An 18693-nucleotide genomic window follows, 5' to 3' on the forward strand; every position below is an offset into this window, starting at 1 on the left:
AATGTCGAAATCACGCATGATAATGTAAACCGGCCTAGATATGTGCGGGTAATGTAAAAAATAATGCTTTTCAATGGCTGAACATTGCGTTATGATTTGGAATGTAAACGACAAGCACAGACATAAATAGATGTTCATGTGAGATAAACTTACCTGAAATTCGGATGCATGTCATCAGAGCGTCAGTACGCACAACCCATGAAATCTATCTTTTTTCTGCGCTCTTCGTTTGCCCAATAATGCATGATTCAATGTACATAACCGGGAGGGGTTATTTTGAAAACGAGTAAAAAAGTATTATCAAGCCTGACTGCCGCTTTGGTTGCATTAAACGTGCTTGCGGTGTTTCCGGTACCTGTATCGGCTGCGGATGCTGCCAAAGTTAAACTGCGGATCATGGAGACAACAGACATTCATGACAATCTGATTAACTACGACTACTATTCCGACAAAGAGACAGACCAGTATGGACTTGCCAAAACAGCTACACTGATCAAGAAAGCGCGTGATGAAGCCAAGAACAGCTTGCTGTTCGACAATGGTGATCTGATTCAGGGTAACCCGCTGGGAGACTATGTGGCGAAGATTGATCCACTGAAAAAGGGTGAGACTCACCCTGTATATAAAGCGATGAATCTGCTCGATTATGATGCAGGTAACATCGGTAACCATGAGTTCAACTATGGTCTGGACTTCCTGGACATGACGCTGGAGGGAGCGAACTTCCCTTACATTAATGCCAATGTCTATGTAGACGATGGTGATGATGATGAGACGAATGACAAGAATTACTTCACACCGTATGAGATTTTGGATAAAAAAGTAACGGACGAGACTGGCAAGGAACATACGATCAAAGTGGGTGTGATCGGATTTGTACCGCCACAAGTCATGCAGTGGGACAGTGCTAACCTTGAAGGTAAAGTCATCGCCAAGGATATTATTGCTACCGCTAAAAAATTCATTCCAAAAATGAAGGCCGAAGGTGCGGACATTATTGTAGCTATTCCTCACTCCGGATTTGAGGATATCCCTCAAACGGACCTGATGGAGAACTCCGTACTGTACCTGAGTCAGGTAGAAGGCATTAATGCCATTCTGTTTGGACATGCTCACAAAGTATTCCCAAGTGCTGATTTTGCCGGCAAAAAAGGGGTAGACCTTGAGAAAGGCACAATCAATGGCGTTCCTGCTGTTGAGCCAGGTTTCTGGGGTGATCATCTGGGTATTATCGATCTGGATCTGGAGCTGGTAGATGGCAAATGGAAAGTGGTGGATTCCAAAACGGAAGCACGCCCGATCTATGACACTGAGAACAAAAAGCCACTGGTAGATGCGGATAAAGACATCATTGATGCGGTTCATGAAGAGCATGAAGGTACATTGGAGTATGTTCGTGGTCCAGTAGGCGAAACGACAGCACCGATCAACAGCTTCTTCGCTCTGGTTCAGGATGACCCATCCATTCAGATCGTAACGAATGCACAGAAATGGTATGTCGAAAAACATATGCAAGGTACGGAGTATGAGAAAATTCCTGTATTGTCTGCAGGTGCTCCATTCAAGGCCGGTGGACGTTCAGGCGCTTCATATTACACGAATATTCCTAAAGGCACCATTGCGATCAAAAACGTTGCTGACCTGTACGTGTATCCAAATACGGTACATGCTGTAATGGTTAACGGCGCAGAACTGAAAGAATGGCTGGAATGGTCTGCAGGCCAGTTCAACCAGATCGACCCGGCTAAAGGTGGACAACAGCAACTGATCAATAATGACTTCCCAACTTACAACTTCGATGTTATCGATGGGGTAACGTATCAGATTGATGTGACCCAACCAGCCAAATACGATGGCAAAGCTGCGATCGTTAATGCATCTGCAAGCCGGATTAAGGACCTGAGCTTTAACGGCAAACCGGTTGACCCAGCGCAAAAATTCATTGTAGCGACAAATAACTACCGTGCTTCTTCATCCAAACTGGCTAACCCGGACGGCAAACGGATCGTTCTGGCTGCACCGGATGAGAACCGTCAAGTGATTATCGACTACATCCGTGAAAACAAAACGATTAATCCGGCAGCGGACGGTAACTGGTCCCTGGCACCAATCAAACCATCTGCGGGTGTAACTGCAGCGGCGTTGAACGATCTTGAAGTTGTGTTTGCTTCTTCCCCGGATGCGAAAGGCCTGGTTGAAGCGAATCCGGCGATGTCGTTCATCGGTACGAACAAAGAAGGTTTTGCAGAGTATGGCTTGAAACTGACAGGTGAAGCAACGACAACACCTGAAACAGGTACGGAGCCAGCACCGACGCCTAAACCAACTCCAACACCAACGCCTAAGCCACAACCTGAGAAACCGGCAACTAGCAACAAGGTTGTATACGTGGTGAAAAAAGGGGATAACCTGTACCGCATCGGTTTGAAATATGGTGTGGACTGGCGCAAGCTGGCAACAGCTAACAAAATCTCAAATGTGCATAACCTGAAAGTTGGACAGAAAATCGTGATTCCCGCTTCATAACGTTTAATAAGCGGAGAGGAGGAGACCGACAGTCATCAGACTGTCGGTCTTTTTTCTGCAAATTTTGAATATATTTGTTTCAACAACCGTCATATACGAAGTCATCAAAACAGTAGAGATTAATTTTAAGACCCATGATATAATATTTACAAACTTTGGGTATATAACAGTAATCATTAATGGACATGGAATCATAAATTGGCAAGGGGGTCCTACATGAATTGCAGTGGCTGCAGTCCAATCTATCCTATAGAGGGCCAAGGTACCTTGTACCTGCGTCCCATTTCCCCCGCTTTGCTGGAAGCGCTGCAAACGCCGGGAAGACTTATCGAGACGTCGGATGATATGATGTGGATGCATTTTTCGAATCTTGAGGCGGTTCAGAGCTTAATAGAAAAGATCAGCGAAATGGATTCGACATTACGTGATTCCCTAACCGTTCAGATTATGCCTTTATACGAACAGGCGAATGAAGAAAGCTGGATTAGTCTAAGCATGCAGGAGTCACGTTTCAGGCATGCGGAGCTTGTTTCCATTATTCTGGAGCATGAATTCAGCAGTCATATGCAGCCCATCGTTGATGCATCGGAGCAGATTATCGGATACGAGTTTTTGCTTCGTCCTGCTGAGAATGGAAAATCCTTCAGTTCCTATGAATTATTTGAAGTCGCACGCGAGACTGGACTACATTCTTTTCTGGATCGAATGGCGCGAATTACTGCCATTGAGACCAGTGCTGTTTTTTTGCCGCATGGTGTGAAACGCTTCGTAAATTTCCTGCCTTCCTCCATATATAATCCCGAATATTGTCTGACACATACGTTTGAAGCGATTGAACGTCTTTCGCTGGACCCTAAAGATTTTGTGTTTGAAGTCGTGGAAACAGAGCAGATCCAACATATGCCCATCTTGCAGCAGATATTTGAGGTGTATCGTTCCCGTGGAATGTCGGTTGCACTGGATGATGTGGGTGCTGGATATTCAACAATAGAGTTGATGAATCGGTTAGAACCGGATTTTGTCAAAATAGATCGAAGTCTTATTGATCGTTGTGATCAGGATTCGACCAAACAACAGCAAATTCTTCATATTGTTGAGATGTCGAGTCGATTTGGAGGTCAAGTCCTTGCCGAGGGGATCGAACGGATGGAAGAGTTTGAATTCTGTCGCTCCATAGGTATTGAACTTGCACAGGGCTACTATTTTGGTAAACCCTCGGCACAACCTCCAGGCGATCCGTACTCTAATACTTCATCTAATACATGGAATAATTAGTAATCCGTACCTTGTACAAGTCACTTCTGATCAGAGGTGGCTTGTTTGGCGTGCCTGCACATTTTTCTCTCAAATAAATCCCCTCATTTAGCCGATATATAAGATAAGCCTTTTAGATTGATTCATACATACAAAGAAAGAGGGCATTTTTACATTTAGAGGGGGATAAAGACATGAGTGAAACTCAGGATAATACACCAATGAAAGCAGCGAAACCTGCTAAACCAAAACATAATCAAAATAAAAAGAAGAAGAAAAAGAAAGGTTTCGTCTGGAATATAAGGAACAAACTATTGGTCTCCTTCCTGGCCGTTCTGCTCCTGCCAAGCTTGGCGATCGGCTTGATCACACTAACGATGGCTGAAGATGGCGTACAAGGACAATTAGTGGATAGTGCCAAGCAAAGTGTGAGTACGGCCAATACCATTGTAGAAAGCCAAGTGAACTACAAGATCCATGACATTAACTATTTTGCGGATGCCCTTGATCCGAGCTTGGTCAAAGGGGAGAACGATAGTCCAGAGCTTCAGTTGAAGCTGGAGCAATATCTGGGCTTGCATCCCGATGCCATGAACATTTTTGTGGGAACAACGGAAGGAGTCATGGTTCGGGGTAAAGCAACAGCAAGCAGTACGCGGGGAGATGCATATGATCCTAGGGAGCGGGAGTGGTACAAACTAGCGATGGAAAAGCCGGGTACAGCCGTTGTATCCGCTGTGTCTGTTAATACCGATGGCGTTGCCGTTGTATTTATCTCCAAAACATTAAAGGACCAATCCGGTGTTGTCGGTTTGTCTCTGGATCTAACAGACCTGCAAGAGCAAGCATCCATTAAGGTGGGTAAAGAGGGCTACGTCATTATTTTGGATGCAAACAAAAATTATGTCGTATCGCCTGTAGCAGATGCAGGTACACAGGAAGCTAGTGGTTTGCTGGATGAAATGTATGAGGGTAAAGAAGGTCAATTCGATTATGTATTCAATGAGCAACCGAAAATGATGATCTTTGCTACCAATGAAGCAACGGGCTGGAAAATTGCCGGCACGATGTTCAAAAACGAAATAACCAATGCGAGCAAGGACATTCGCATGATTACATTTATAGTGATCCTGGCGGCCACGTTCCTTACGCTCATCTTCATTATCTGGTTTACACGCTCCATGCTGCGTCCAATCAAACGACTTCAGGAATCGGCCAGAGCGGTAAGTAAAGGTGACTTGACCGTGAAAATGGAAACTGGACGTAAAGATGAAGTCGGGGAACTGGCAAAATATTTTGAACGTATGGTCGATAACCTGCGAATGATGATTCTTGGTGTACAGGAAACGACAGAGCAAGTATCTGCTTCTTCTCAAGAATTGTCTGCCAGTGCTGAACAAACCACCAAAGCGATTGAACATTCAACACAGGCCATTCAGGAACTGGCCGAAGGTGCTGAGCAGCAGGTAAACAGTGTGAAAGATGGATCGGGACAGATGAGCCGAATGGCCGAAGATGTTCGGATGATGTCGGAGCGTGTGCAATCCATTACGGCGAATATGCGGAATACGTCCGGAGCGGCTTCTTCTGGTAATGAGGCAGCAGGACAAGCTGTAGAGCAGATGAACAGCATTCAGGAAACCGTAGAGCAGCTAGGGACGGTGGTTCAATCTCTGAATGCCCGTTCCGTTGAGATTGGTAGCATGGTGGATGTCATTGCATCCATCTCCAAACAAACGAACTTGCTCGCATTGAATGCTTCCATTGAAGCGGCCAGAGCGGGTGATTCGGGGCGTGGGTTTGCTGTTGTAGCCGGAGAAGTTCGCAAATTGGCAGAAGAATCCGGAAGTTCGGCAGCGCAGATCGGCGAGGTCGTTCATAATATCCGTCAGGACATGGATGCCGCTCTAATCGCCATGAATGCGGCTCAGACGCGTGTGGGAGAAGGGATTCAGGCCGTGAATACGTCTGGACAATCCTTTGCCCAGATTCGGGAGGCGGTGGAAGAGGCGGTTCATACCTTGGATGACTTGTCTGAAACAACGAAACAACTGGAGAGTGGGGCATCCCACGTTGCCAAGGCGATGAGCGATATCTCGAATGTGACCCAGGAATCGGCTGCGAATACAGAATCCGTATCTGCATCTTCGCAAGAACAACTGGCATCGGTAGAAGAGATTGCATCCTCATCGGCACATCTGAACAGTATGGCGGAACAACTGCAGGGATTGCTTGGTATGTTCAAGATGGTAGAGGATACGCCGAAAGATAAAGGCAAAGAATAAATCCCAACACTTTAAACCATAATTTACCACAATTTTTATAATAGAAGAAAAATAAAGATAGACAATGTTCCTGTAGCCCTGTATAAATATATCGTCTGGTTATTCCGAGCATATAGCGGTGTAATCTAACAACATAAGATTGAATAAACGAAATAATATATGAATACAGGGTACAGCAGGAGGCTTTATGGTATACGTAGCAATACTGATTTTTGTAGTGACAATCACTTTGGTGATCTGGCAACCTCGTGGGTTGGGAATTGGTTGGACTGCATCGGGTGGGGCTTTGGTTGCCTTGCTGTGTGGAGTCGTAAGCTTGAACGATGCCTCGGATGTAGCGTCCATTGTATGGAATGCAACGTTGGCCTTTGTCGGTATTATTATGATTTCTCTCATTCTCGACGAGACGGGTTTCTTCGAATGGGCCGCTCTTCACATGGCTAGACTCGCTGGAGGAGACGGTCGCAGATTGTTCTTCTACTCCATTTTACTCGGTGCTGCAGTGTCGGCCCTGTTCGCAAATGATGGTGCAGCGCTCATCCTGACACCAATTGTGCTGGCGATGGTGCGTGCATTAAAGTTTGATGAGCGGATGGTACTGGCTTTTGTAATGGCGAGTGGATTTATCGCAGATACCACATCGTTGCCGCTGGTCGTCAGCAATTTGGTTAACATTGTGTCTGCCGATTTCTTTGGTATTACCTTTGTGGAGTATGCGGTACGCATGGCCGTGCCGAATCTGATCTCGATTGTAGCGAGTACGGGAATGTTATTTTTGTTCTATCGCAAAAGCATCCCCCTTCGCTATGACATCTCTGCGGCTCGCGACCCGAAAGAGGCAATACGTGATCCACGGATGTTTCGCATTGCCTGGTTCATGCTAGGGCTGCTATTGGTGGCTTACGCATCCAGTGAGTTCCTGCCGATTCCCGTGTCGGTGATTGTGGGCTCGGTTGCACTGCTGTTCGCTTTACTGGCACGCAAGAGCGAGGCAGTTGATCTGAAACGGGTCATCAAGGAAGCACCGTGGTCGATTGTGGTGTTCTCCGTGGGTATGTACATCGTCGTATATGGACTGCGTAATGCAGGATTAACGGCTCATCTGAGCCGCTGGCTAGATGCCATAGCAGAGCATGGCCTGCTGGCCGCTTCGCTCGGAATGGGCATTATAGCGGCCGTATTGTCATCGCTGATGAACAACTTGCCTACCGTATTGATTAACCTGCTAGCCATCCAGGGTGCGCACACCGAAGGGATCATCCAAGAGGCATTCATCTATGCCAATGTCATTGGTTCCGATCTAGGTCCCAAAATGACGCCGATTGGTTCACTTGCCACATTGCTATGGCTGCATGTGTTATCCCGTAAAGGTGTGAAGATCACATGGAGGTATTATTTCAAAGCAGGTATCATCCTGACCATTCCAACCTTGTTCATTACCCTAGCAGGTCTGGCATTGTGGTTATGGATTCTGGGTTAGAAAAAGTAGTTTTACAATAGGAACATCTAATAATCATTCAATGTATTGTAAAAGGCTGCTCTCCAGCTGGTGCTACGCACTGGCAGCGAGGCAGTTTTTTTGTTCCTCTTCTGTTTCTTCTATAGAAGGAATGAAAATTCTCTATTTCTATTATGCACCTAACCAATTACATAAAGGGCTGTCTCAAAAGGAATTCTGCTTCGCTCCAAGCGCTAATGAACCTACCGCACCTTAAAAGGCGGATCATCAACGGTTGCGAGATTTAACGAACTTCAGTAACGCTATTTCGTCATAAAAGGACTTCAAATCCTAAAAAATCAACTAAATCGACGAAATAACGTGTCTGAGATTCGTTAGTTTTTAGATCTGGGCAAATGGGAGCGAATAGCGTGTGTCAGGTTCATTACAATAACACGAAATGAGGATGTCCCCCCGTCATATTCATGACGTATGGGACATCCTCTTTTTTGCATACTAGCCAGGCAGATCATTGATATGCCTGAGATACAACGAGCGCTGACACAGCGCAGGGAACGGAACGATTGTATTGCGTTTTTGCCTGTAAGAAAAGAATGATATGTTCCTTGAATCTTAATGTGCAGATAAAACCACGAGCGTAGTGGAGGGGACGGAATCGATTCTGAAGAAGCGAAGCGTTCGCCTTTGTCTCCAAATTTCAACAATCAAATTGTTGATCAGAGAAATTTGGAGACAACAGCGATCAGAAGAACGATCCGTAACCGGAACGGCCACTCATGGTATCAGCTACTTTATATATCTATAAGTAAATTTCTTTCTTGTGAATCTGGACATAATACGGATTGAAACAACGTCCGTTACCGAAGCGCCCGCTTCAGCGCAAATTTGTCTCAAATGATTTTCAATATACAGCCGATATTTTTAACATTGCGTTTACAAAACACTGATTTTAAGATGACATACCGAAACTACAATGATTAAAGAGTTGATGGTGAACAAACAAATTCACAAAACGCCATCACTACATTGGGGGAGGAAAACAAAACATGTTTAAAAAGTTGCCGTTTATTTTGATGACCTTAACGTTCGTACTGGTGCTCGCTGCATGCGGATCGAAAAATGACGCGGGTACAGAGGGTGCTGCAAGCAATGGTTCAGGGGAAGCTACTGCTGAGCTTAGCGGTAACATTCTGGCAGTCGGATCGACAGCATTGTTACCTCTGGTAGAACAAGCTGGACAGAAATTTATGGCAGTTGATGAATATAAAAACGTAACGGTTCAAGTTCAAGGTGGCGGTAGTGGTACTGGTTTGACACAAGTATCTGACGGACAAGCTACAATCGGTAACTCTGATGTATTCGCAGAAGAGAAGCTGGAGGACGAAGCCAAAGTAAAAGAACTGGTTGACCATCAAGTAGCCGTAGTAGCTATGGCTCCAGTTAGCAACAAAGATGCAGGTGTAGAAGATTTGACGAAGCAACAACTGGTCGACATTTTCTCCGGTAAAGTGACGAACTGGAAAGACGTTGGTGGCGCGGATAAAGCAATTGTTATTGTAAACCGTCCAAGTAGTTCCGGTACGCGTGCAACGTTCGAGAAGTATGCATTGGGTGCAAAAATGGATGATATCCAAGGTTCGATTCAAGAAGATTCTTCTGGTAACGTAAAAAAATTGGTAGCTGAAACACCAGGTGCTATTGGTTACCTTGCCCTGTCTTACTTGGATGACAGCTTGCAAGTGTTGAAATACGAAGGTGTAGAAGCAACAGTTGAGAACGTAGAAGCAGGAACTTATCCAGTGTGGGCTTACGAGCACATGTACACCAAAGGTGAGCCGGATGCGGCAACAAAAGCGTTCCTGGACTATATCTTGAGTGACGAAATTCAACAAAACGACGTGACAGAACTTGGATACATTCCAATGTCAGGCATGAAAGTAAAACGCGATGCAGCAGGTAATGTGGTTCAATAATCTTTGAACTTGCGCATACAGCGAAAGAGGCGGACTTAGGTCCCGCCTCTTTACGCGGTTTGCTCTGAAATAATCCCATATTTTGCATTAATTCTACTATAGAAGGATGGTTGTTATGGAACAGACCGAAGGGGGAACGGTAATGAATAACAAGTTGAAACCGCGCCGGCCCTTAAAAGAAAAACATTATTGGGAAGAGTGGACGGGACGGATCTATACGTCGATTTGTGTCGTTTTCCTGATCGTTGTCATGTTTTCCATTGTTTATTTTGTAGCGTCCAAGGGACTGTCCACATTTTTCCAAAATGGAATAAGCATAAGCGAATTCCTTGGTGGAAAGACGTGGAATCCAACTGGAGAACCTGCGTTCTACGGGGCATTGCCGTTCATTACAGGTTCTTTCATTACAACCTTGCTTGCAGCATTGATTGCTAGTCCACTTGGTCTGTGTGCAGCACTCTTCATGACAGAGATTGTACCCGGTAAAGGGAAAAAGATATTGCAACCTGCGATTGAGCTCTTGTCCGGAATTCCGTCCGTTGTGTATGGATTTATCGGTCTGAGTGTCATCGTACCTTTGCTGCGCAGTATCTTTGGTGGAACAGGCGTCGGGATTGCAGCCGGATGTCTTGTTCTCGCGGTAATGATTCTTCCTACGGTAACAAGCATTATGGCAGACGCTTTGTCCGCGTTGCCTAAAGGATTGCGTGAATCCTCGTACGCACTGGGTGCCACTCGCTGGCAAACCATCTACCGTGTCATCATTCCAACGACTTTGCCAGCTTTGTTGACAGGTGTCGTATTGGGTATGGCCCGTGCTTTTGGTGAGGCCCTTGCTGTGCAGATGGTTATCGGTAATGCACCGCATGTTCCAACATCCTTGCTTGAATCGGCTTCAACATTAACAAGTGTAATTACACTCAGCATGGGTAACACCACGATGGGTTCTGTTCATAACAATGCACTGTGGAGTATGGCGCTTGTCCTGCTGGTGATGACATTTGTCTTCGTCATTCTGGTTCGCCTGCTTGAAAGGAGGAACCGGGTATGAAAATGAAGGCAAAGACGGTAGATAAAATTGCAACATCCGTTATCGTTGTATTGGCCCTGTTCATTGTTATTATATTGCTCGGTCTGCTTGGCTTCATCATGTATAGAGGCATTGGACATATTAGCTGGAACTTCCTGACGAGCGCACCCCAGTTGCTTAAAGGTGGCGGGGGGATTGGTCCACAGCTCTTTAACTCCGTATTCCTGTTGATTCTGACGTTGATTGTGACCATTCCACTCGGATGGGGTGGTGGGATTTACATGGCGGAATACGCCAAGCCAGGCAAGATCACCAGCTTCATTCGTCTTGTCGTTGAAGTGTTGTCATCATTCCCTTCCATCGTTATCGGTTTGTTTGGTCTCTTGTTGCTAGTCAATCAATTTGGTCTTGGTTTCTCCCTGATCTCGGGTGCCCTGGCTCTGGCGATCTTTAACTTGCCACTGATGGTGCGGACAACGGAGCAGGCCTTCCGGGCCGTTCCGAAGGAACAGAAGGAAGCAGGTCTGGCACTTGGACTATCCAAGTGGAAGATTATCACTTCCATTCTGCTGCCTGTGGCATTGCCGAGCTTGATTACGGGTACGATTCTGGCATCGGGCCGGATCTTCGGTGAGGCGGCAGCATTGATGTTCACCGCAGGTATGAGTAGTCCGCCATTGGACTTTACAGATTGGAATCCGACGAGTCCGAGATCACCGCTTAATCCGTTCCGTCCGGCAGAGACACTTGCTGTCCATATCTGGAAAGTGAACAGTGAAGGCATTGGACCAGATTCCAAAGAGGTGGCAGCAGGGGCATCCGCCGTGCTTGTCATTCTCGTGCTGGCGTTCAATCTAAGTGCGCGCTGGATCGGTCGGGTTGTATTCCGCCGCATGACAGCTTCGAAATAAGGAGGAACCAACATGGCCATACCTTTTGGTACGGAACAGTTAAGCATATATTATGGACATTTTCAGGCGGTCAAGCAGATCAGTCTGACGTTTCCGGAATCGAGCGTAACGGCGCTCATCGGGCCGTCTGGGTGTGGTAAATCTACGTTCCTGCGGTCGCTTAACCGAATGAACGACGAGATCGCCGGTTCCCGCACAGAGGGACATATCTGGATGGACGGTAACGATCTGAATGAGCCTGGAACCGATGTAATCAAGCTTCGCCAGAAGATTGGCATGGTGTGGCAGAAGCCGAATCCTTTTCATAAGTCCATCTACAACAATATCGCGTTTGGCCCCCGCTACCGTGGTACGAAGAGTAAGAAGGCACTGGATGAGATTGTGGAAAAAAGCTTGCGTCGTGCTGCGCTTTGGGACGAAGTGAAAGACAGGCTGAATGAATCAGCCTTGTCTCTCTCAGGTGGACAACAGCAGCGGTTATGTATCGCCCGCGCCCTGTCTGTTGATCCGCAGATTCTGCTACTCGATGAGCCTGCATCTGCACTAGACCCGGTATCCACGGGTAAAGTTGAAGAATTGATTACCGAGCTCAAGAAGGAGCTGCGGATTGTTATTGTTACCCATAACATGCAGCAGGCAGCACGTATTTCGGATTATACAGCTTACTTCTATCTGGGCAGCATGATTGAGCACGGGGATACAGAGCATATTTTCACGAACCCGGACAATCGTCTGACGCAAGAATACATTATGGGGCGTTTCGGATAATTGGATCATGGAGTGGAGTGTCACATAGAGCAACAGACAGAGAGATGAAGAAATAAATAGAGACAGAAGCACAATGCCTGGACGTTTGTTCGGGGGTTGTGCTTTTTATTTTATAATTACAGTGGGGTTTTCTGTATGCAGGATCAACATTATGCTACGATATTTAGTACAAAGATAGCGTTTACATGAATTTAAAGGAGATGTTGATAATCACTACGGATCAGAGGTCTTACGACCATGTGGCAGCACAGGTCATACAGAATTACGCGATTGAAAAACCTGTCGTTTCCTATATTCGTCATAACGAGAATCTGACGTATCATGTCGTTGATGAAGCAAGCGGGCAGGAGTATCTGCTCCGTATCCATCAAGCAGCATATGCAAGTATGTCAGGCATTCAGCACACGCCTTCTGCATTGGAGGCAGAGATGGACCTGCTTCATGAGTTAAATGCAACAACAGCATTACGCGTCCAACATCCGGTACGCAATGTATCGGGAGATTGGGTCACGTTATGGACAAGTGAAGAAGGTAAAGAAATCTGCTGTACAGTACTGGAATGGATTGAGGGCAGGGACATCCAACAGGGAGAACGCCTGACAACAGAGCAGATATATGATCTTGGTGCTCAGCTGCAGATGCTTCATCAATATGGACGTGTGCAGAATCAGACAGATCGAACTAAGGTACGCCCGGCATATGGTAATGTCCATGAGAATTTGGTCATGCTAGGGCAGCTGGAAGAGGGAGTTCGATTGGGAATTTTTACAACGGAAGACTTCGATCTGCTTCGGGAGACGTTTGAGAACATTAACGAGCAGTTAGGAGCGTACCCTCTCCATGAAAAGACCTGGGGCGTTATTCATGGAGATATTACTCGCAATAATCTGCTGATCACGGATCAGGGGATGTCCATGATTGATTTTTGTCTACACGGTTATGGTTATTATCTTTTCGATGCCGGAGGGGCAGCGCTTATGTTCAGTCGGGAGGAACGTGACATATTCTTATCTGGATACACCAAACAGATCGCACCACTGACGAATCGAGATATCCGTTTAATGGAAGGGTTCATGCTGATCTTTACACTTGGTTATTATGCTTTTCAGATGGCGAACGAGTCTAGGCACGAATGGATGAAAGATCGCATGCCGAAGTTATGCAGCAAGTATTGCAGACCTTATGTACAGAACGAGAGTATCTTCTACGAACTGTGAATTATAATTCAGATGTGCAGATCCGGAAGGGCTATGAACAGGTAGTGCAAAAATTATGGTTGCCTGAATACCCGAACAGTTTCGTGGATAATATCATAAATAGTAGTAAGCGCTTTATGAATTGAAGGGAAATGAAATAATCTGTTTAAAAAGTTTATTTTACCGAATTAATGTGATGAAAGCTGACAAAATATTCTGGTTTTCATCGAATCAATCGAAAATGAAGGAAATACATCCAAAGAAATCGTTAAGTTTGTTGACACTGATCTTCCGGTCGATTAATCTTAATGAAGAAGAATGAACGATTTCCATTACTGTTCTGACATACGCTCAGAATGGTTCCATACAGCGGATGATAACGAGCGGGAGAGACCTGAGTTAGCCGAGCAATGGCTAGTGTTCAGGCACCGAAGGAGCAAGCTGCTGCGCACCCGGCCCAGTGGTTAATCTCTCAGGTAAATGTACCATCGTTGGACGCAACTCTGGAGAGTGCGCGAACTGCGCCACCCAAGGGGTATATGATCAGTCAGTCTGGTGACTTGTCTGCAATTGCAGGGCATGCACCTTGTCGTGAGACACTGCTGATCGTGAAACTCTCAGGTATCGAGGACAGAGAGAGGGCCTGTGGCCTTCTTCTGTCCTTTTTTGATGTCATCATTCAGTAATAAAGGAACATTATGGCATGGGATCTGGATGGAAATGACGAATACAATTGGAGGGTTATGAGGTGCGATTTAAAGATGTTTTCTCAATTATTGGTCCGTCGATGACGGGGCCTTCAAGTTCACATACAGCTGGAGCAGCAAGACTGGGAAGAATTGCGCGTCAGTGGCTAGGTTGTACGCCTGAACGTGCCCGGCTGACGCTCTACGGTTCATTTGCTGATACGTATCAGGGCCACGGAACAGATCTGGCACTGATCGGCGGTCTGCTGGATTATGTTACAGACGATCCGCGCATCCCAGATGCGGAGCAATACGCAGAGGAAGCGGGTATGGAGGTTGAGTTTTATACAAGCGGTCTGCCTGCTCCTCATCCCAATACGGTCAAAATTGAGTTGTGGCATGAAGGGCGTACATGTTCCTTAATCGGTGCTTCTATTGGTGGTGGTAGTGTGTCGGTGCATGCGATGAATGATTTTCGTGTCCAGATTAGTGGTGAGTTTCCGACACTCGTGCTGCGACATGCAGACAAGGCAGGGGTGCTTGCCTCGGTAACGTCCACGATCAGTTCATCTGGGGTTAACATCGGGTATATGCAGGTGGATCGTAAAGCCCGTGATGGCGAAGCACTTACTGCGATGGAGATGGACGGCGTGCCGAATCCTGATATGCTCAAGCGTCTAAAAGAGCTGGATCATGTACTGGACATTCGTGTCATCGATTTGAAGAGAGGAGTTGATTCGGATGCGATTTAAACATTTACATGAACTGAATACGATCTGTACAGCGGAATCCAAAACGATTGCTCAATTGATGATCGAGGAGCAGGTTCAGGAGACCAATACACCGGAAGCGGATGTTGTGAAACAGATGTCTGAATATTATCAGGTGATGAAGGAAGCGGTGCGTAAAGGGTTAACGGAAGATACCACATCACGTAGTGGATTAACGGGTGGAGACGGTAAAAAAATGGCCGAGTACATTCGCAAAGGTGAGACTTGCTCAGGAGATGCTTCCGCACTTGCCATGGCGTATGCCCTGTGTGTATCTGAAGTGAATGCCTCTATGGGCCGGATTGTGGCAACACCTACAGCCGGTTCCTGCGGCATCATCCCTGGTGTTTTTATCAGCTCACAGGAGCGATTTGGCTGGACGGACGAACATTTGGTGAATGGGTTGTTCTGCGCGGGAGCGATTGGTTATGTTATTGCCAACAATTCATTTATCTCTGGTGCAGAAGGTGGCTGTCAGGCAGAAGTGGGTTCCGCGATCGGCATGGCTGCGGGTGCCATGGTTGAACTGCGTGGAGGTACACCGGAACAGGTCGTTCATGCCGTTGGTCTAGCGTTAAAAAATACACTGGGCCTGATCTGCGATCCGGTCGCAGGTCTCGTTGAAATTCCATGCATCGTACGTAACGGACTGGGTGCCGTTACGGCGCTGGCTGCGGCCGACATGGCATTGGCCGGAGTGCGTAGTGCTATTCCGTCAGATGAAGTCATCGACGTGATGCTGGAAGTAGGCAGTGCGATGCCGAGCCGCCACCGGGAGACAGCCCAAGGTGGGTTGGCTCAGACACCAACGGGTCGCAAAATGATGCAGAAGCTGGCTAAACCGAAGGCCAAGCGTGCAGAGCCTGAGACGGAGTCGAAGCCAGCGGATGCTGACACAACTACAAGTGGGACGGATACTGTTCAAGCGGAAACGGATCCTCAGGTTTAATCTGAACGGGGGTCACCGAGGAATAACCAGTGACATGATGATGTATAACGGCGATATAAAAACAAGCGTCCGCGAACCCGAATTCGGGTTCTGCAGGACGCTTGTTTAATGCCGCCAAATGATGTGAAGCTAGGCTACTTATAAGTGACTTCAGATATATTTGTATTATGAATCTAGTCCTGGCTTACAGCCGTACTCAGTACGGCATATCCATACGCGGGCAATTCAATGGCAAACACGCCATCATCCTTGGCGGTACGATGGTTTCCACCGAATAGCTCGGTCCATTCCTCGTCACCCGCCTCCAGCTCGACAATAGCCGTCTCTTCCGAGCGATTGAACAGAACCAGAATGCGTTCCTCTTCATTCTGCCGTTCGAATACCAATTGGCTGCCATCCGAGCGAGCCTGCAGGAAACGAACGGTGCCTTCTGCACGCAGGGCAGGATGAGCATGACGCAGGGAGATCAGTTTCTGATAAAAGTCGAGCAGCTCACGGTCCTGCTTCGCTTCATCCCATTCCATGCATTTACGGCAGCCCGGATCATGGTCACCGTCCATGCCAATCTCGTCTCCGTAATAGATGCACGGCGCGCCCATGTAACTGAACTGGAATAACGCAGCTAGCTTCATCTTGCGCTGGTCGCCTTCACATAGCGTGAGCAGCCGCGGGGTATCGTGACTGTCCAGCAGGTTGAATGCAACTTCGCTGGCTTGAAGCGGATAACGGGATAATTGCCGACCGATGGAGTTCGCGAACTGTTCGGCATGCATTGTATTTTTTACAAAGAAAGCATTCACGGCATCGGTAAACGGATAGTTCATGGACGCATCGAACTGGTCGCCTTGTAGCCAGGAAGAAGACTCGTTCCATACTTCGCCCAGAATGTAGGCATCCGGATTAGCGGCTTTGACCACACGGCGGAAATCACGCCAGAAGGCATCATCCACTTCGTCGGCAACATCCAGTCGCCATCCGTCTGCACCCACTTCCTTAATCCAGTACTCGGCAACCTCCAGCAGATAGGCCTTAACCTCGGGATTCTCCGTATTCAACTTAGGCATGTGCGCTTCGAATCCGAAAGTCTCATACGTAGGAATGCCGTCTTTCACGTCCAGCGGGAATTCATGTACATGGAACCAGTCCTTGTATTTGGATTGTTCTCCGTTCTTCTGCACATCCACAAACGGGGCAAACGTCTTCCCGGAATGGTTGAACACAGCATCCAGCAAGACGCGAATTCCACGTGCGTGGCACAGCTCGACCAGTCGCTTCACGGTATCTGCGTCACCAAAATGCCGGTCTACCCGCAGGTAGTCTTCGGTATCGTATTTGTGATTGGTGGTAGCTTCAAAGATGGGTGTGAAGTAGATCGCATTAATGCCCAGATCACTGATGTAATCCAGATGGTCGATCACACCCTGAAGGTCACCGCCGAAGAAATTGAAAGGTGTCGGCTCGCCACCCCACGGTTCCACCTTTTCCGGACTAATATCCGGGTTGCCGTTCGCGAATCGTTCAGGGAAAATCTGATAGAACACGGCATCCTTAACCCATGCAGGGGGTGTGAATACAGCTCCTGCATGAATATAAGGGAACTGGAACATACGACCCGGATCGTCCGGTTCTTCTTCCTGGAAGTCCGTCTCGGTCATCCAGATCTGTTCATCTCCACTTTTGAGAAGAAAAGAGTATTTTAGTCGGTGGTAGGGAGGTTTCACCTCGCCCTCGAAGTAATCGAACATCGAGTCAGAGGTGAACTTTGTTAAAGGAACCAGCGCTTTGGTTGCATCCCATGCATATTTGTCTCCAGTCAGGGCATGTACCTCAGTCAGATCATTCTTTTTGGCGCGCAGGCGCAGATGAATTGTGTCTTGGTCATAGGCATAGGCCCAATTGCGTTTCGGTTGATGATAGATGGCTTCCAGCAGCATAATGAAATTCCTCCCGTCAGGTGTAGGTATAATATGTACTTGGTCGATTTGATTGATATAACATTCCCCACGTTAATGGATAAGCTATAATTAGAATGTGTGGTAACGTAAAGGAATTCAACATGGCTTCAACAAGATAACAAGATAACAAGATTTGAATCCATCTGTTATAGATAGCTTTTTTATGATGATGCTCAGATATATCATTAACCCAATGGGGGCGGAAAGGAAACGAATATTCGAATGAAAACCAAACTGTTATACATTGAAGATGATACGGAGATTGCAACTTGGGTCAGAGCCGATCTGGAGGAGCGTGGTTATGAGGTGGTATGGCTCGGCAGTGGTGAAGGTGCAGCGGAGGCTGCTGTTGGTTGCTCACTCATTATTCTGGATGTCATGCTGCCCGGGCTGGATGGATTTACGGTGGGCCAGCGACTGAAAAAAGAACATCCAGCCGTGCCCATTGTCATGCTCTCGGCGAGAACGTCCATTGACGACAAGTTGCACGGTCTCGATTTTGCCGATGACTATGTAACGAAACCATTTCACCCCGATGAACTGGCTGCCCGGATTGAGGTCCAACTGCGTAAGGCGGGAACTGCGGTCTCATCGGATACAGCTCTGAAGCTGGATCATCTCTCCATCTATGAGAAGGACAACCGCATCGTCAATGAGGAGACGGGGGATGAAATTGTTTTATCGGGGAAACAGTTCCACATCTTCGCTTACCTGCTACGACATATGGGCATGATTCGAACCAAAGAGCAGATCTATGAAGCCGTCTGGAACGAGCCTTATCTGGATGGGGACAAGACTTTAATGGTACATATTCGACATCTTCGCGAGAAGCTGGAGCTTGACCCGGCCAATCCAGTCGTTATTCAGACGGTCCGCGGTGTGGGATATCGTGTGAAGAAGCCATGATCCGACGGTTCAGAGCACGGAAGAC

The 18693-nt window shown here is 47.1% G+C and carries 14 protein-coding genes and 1 riboswitch; of the genes, 13 read left to right on the forward strand and 1 reads right to left on the reverse strand.

What is annotated here, in order from left to right:
* The first annotated feature begins 276 nt into the window (after positions 1–276).
* The 12 genes from MKY85_RS02430 to sdaAA all read left to right on the forward strand — a co-directional run bounded on the left by MKY85_RS02430 (position 277) and on the right by sdaAA (position 15807).
* Positions 277–2526, forward strand: coding sequence for a bifunctional 2',3'-cyclic-nucleotide 2'-phosphodiesterase/3'-nucleotidase (locus tag MKY85_RS02430; protein WP_339239261.1), 2250 nt, complete (start codon positions 277–279; stop codon positions 2524–2526).
* A gap of 216 nt (positions 2527–2742) precedes the next feature.
* Complete coding sequence (locus tag MKY85_RS02435; RefSeq protein WP_339239262.1) at positions 2743–3801, forward strand: EAL domain-containing protein; 1059 nt, start codon at positions 2743–2745, stop codon at positions 3799–3801.
* A gap of 173 nt (positions 3802–3974) precedes the next feature.
* Positions 3975–6065, forward strand: a complete 2091-nt coding sequence (locus MKY85_RS02440; RefSeq protein ID WP_342571691.1) for a methyl-accepting chemotaxis protein — start codon at positions 3975–3977, stop codon at positions 6063–6065.
* Between the two features lie 187 nt (positions 6066–6252).
* Entirely contained in the window at positions 6253–7545 is a 1293-nt protein-coding gene (locus MKY85_RS02445) for an arsenic transporter (RefSeq protein ID WP_342571692.1), read from the forward strand.
* Positions 7546–8570: 1025 nt separating this feature from the next.
* Positions 8571–9497, forward strand: a complete 927-nt coding sequence (locus MKY85_RS02450; RefSeq protein ID WP_339258548.1) for a phosphate ABC transporter substrate-binding protein PstS family protein — start codon at positions 8571–8573, stop codon at positions 9495–9497.
* A gap of 142 nt (positions 9498–9639) precedes the next feature.
* The gene (pstC, locus tag MKY85_RS02455; protein WP_100528178.1) at positions 9640–10548 is read left to right on the forward strand and encodes a phosphate ABC transporter permease subunit PstC; all 909 of its coding nucleotides are present in this window, start codon (positions 9640–9642) and stop codon (positions 10546–10548) included.
* A gap of 2 nt (positions 10549–10550) precedes the next feature.
* On the forward strand, positions 10551–11438 hold the full coding sequence (gene pstA, locus MKY85_RS02460) for a phosphate ABC transporter permease PstA (RefSeq protein ID WP_339242887.1): 888 nt from the start codon (positions 10551–10553) through the stop codon (positions 11436–11438).
* 12 nt (positions 11439–11450) lie between these two features.
* Entirely contained in the window at positions 11451–12206 is a 756-nt protein-coding gene (pstB, locus tag MKY85_RS02465) for a phosphate ABC transporter ATP-binding protein PstB (protein WP_339239266.1), read from the forward strand.
* A 185-nt stretch (positions 12207–12391) separates the two neighbouring features.
* Complete coding sequence (locus MKY85_RS02470; protein ID WP_342571693.1) at positions 12392–13423, forward strand: phosphotransferase; 1032 nt, start codon at positions 12392–12394, stop codon at positions 13421–13423.
* Positions 13424–13776: 353 nt separating this feature from the next.
* A riboswitch (glycine riboswitch) is annotated at positions 13777–13899 on the forward strand.
* A complete protein-coding gene (locus MKY85_RS02475) occupies positions 13894–14088 on the forward strand; it encodes a hypothetical protein (protein WP_339258552.1) in 195 nt (64 codons plus the stop codon). Its footprint overlaps the riboswitch before it by 6 nt.
* 62 nt (positions 14089–14150) lie before the next feature.
* Positions 14151–14840 (forward strand): L-serine ammonia-lyase, iron-sulfur-dependent subunit beta, encoded by a 690-nt coding sequence (gene sdaAB / locus MKY85_RS02480; RefSeq protein ID WP_253429474.1) that lies wholly within the window; start codon positions 14151–14153, stop codon positions 14838–14840.
* The gene (gene sdaAA, locus MKY85_RS02485) at positions 14830–15807 is read left to right on the forward strand and encodes an L-serine ammonia-lyase, iron-sulfur-dependent, subunit alpha (RefSeq protein WP_339239269.1); all 978 of its coding nucleotides are present in this window, start codon (positions 14830–14832) and stop codon (positions 15805–15807) included. The genes sdaAB and sdaAA overlap by 11 nt, the downstream gene beginning before the upstream one ends.
* A 173-nt stretch (positions 15808–15980) precedes the next feature.
* Here sdaAA and MKY85_RS02490 read toward each other — a convergent pair whose 3' ends face one another.
* Positions 15981–17741 carry an alpha-glycosidase gene (locus MKY85_RS02490; RefSeq protein ID WP_342571694.1) on the reverse strand — a complete coding sequence of 587 codons (1761 nt, stop codon included), beginning with the start codon at positions 17739–17741 and terminating at the stop codon, positions 15981–15983.
* Between the two features lie 243 nt (positions 17742–17984).
* Here MKY85_RS02490 and MKY85_RS02495 point away from each other — a divergent pair, with 243 nt between their 5' ends.
* Positions 17985–18668: a response regulator transcription factor gene (locus MKY85_RS02495; protein ID WP_253429484.1), complete on the forward strand. Its 684-nt coding sequence runs from the start codon at positions 17985–17987 to the stop codon at positions 18666–18668.
* Positions 18669–18693: the final 25 nt, after the last annotated feature.

The organism is Paenibacillus sp. FSL R5-0749 (assembly GCF_038595085.1).
Lineage (GTDB): Bacteria > Bacillota > Bacilli > Paenibacillales > Paenibacillaceae > Paenibacillus.

Coding starts and splice junctions, on each gene's coding strand:
- pstC (WP_100528178.1), top strand. CDS start 9,640: ATGAATAACAAGTTGAAACCGCGCCGGCCCTTAAAAGAAAAACATTAT.
- sdaAA (WP_339239269.1), top strand. CDS start 14,830: ATGCGATTTAAACATTTACATGAACTGAATACGATCTGTACAGCGGAA.
- MKY85_RS02440 (WP_342571691.1), top strand. CDS start 3,975: ATGAGTGAAACTCAGGATAATACACCAATGAAAGCAGCGAAACCTGCT.
- pstA (WP_339242887.1), top strand. CDS start 10,551: ATGAAGGCAAAGACGGTAGATAAAATTGCAACATCCGTTATCGTTGTA.
- MKY85_RS02435 (WP_339239262.1), top strand. CDS start 2,743: ATGAATTGCAGTGGCTGCAGTCCAATCTATCCTATAGAGGGCCAAGGT.
- pstB (WP_339239266.1), top strand. CDS start 11,451: ATGGCCATACCTTTTGGTACGGAACAGTTAAGCATATATTATGGACAT.
- MKY85_RS02445 (WP_342571692.1), top strand. CDS start 6,253: ATGGTATACGTAGCAATACTGATTTTTGTAGTGACAATCACTTTGGTG.
- MKY85_RS02470 (WP_342571693.1), top strand. CDS start 12,392: ATGAATTTAAAGGAGATGTTGATAATCACTACGGATCAGAGGTCTTAC.
- MKY85_RS02495 (WP_253429484.1), top strand. CDS start 17,985: ATGAAAACCAAACTGTTATACATTGAAGATGATACGGAGATTGCAACT.
- MKY85_RS02490 (WP_342571694.1), bottom strand. CDS start 17,741: ATGCTGCTGGAAGCCATCTATCATCAACCGAAACGCAATTGGGCCTAT.
- MKY85_RS02450 (WP_339258548.1), top strand. CDS start 8,571: ATGTTTAAAAAGTTGCCGTTTATTTTGATGACCTTAACGTTCGTACTG.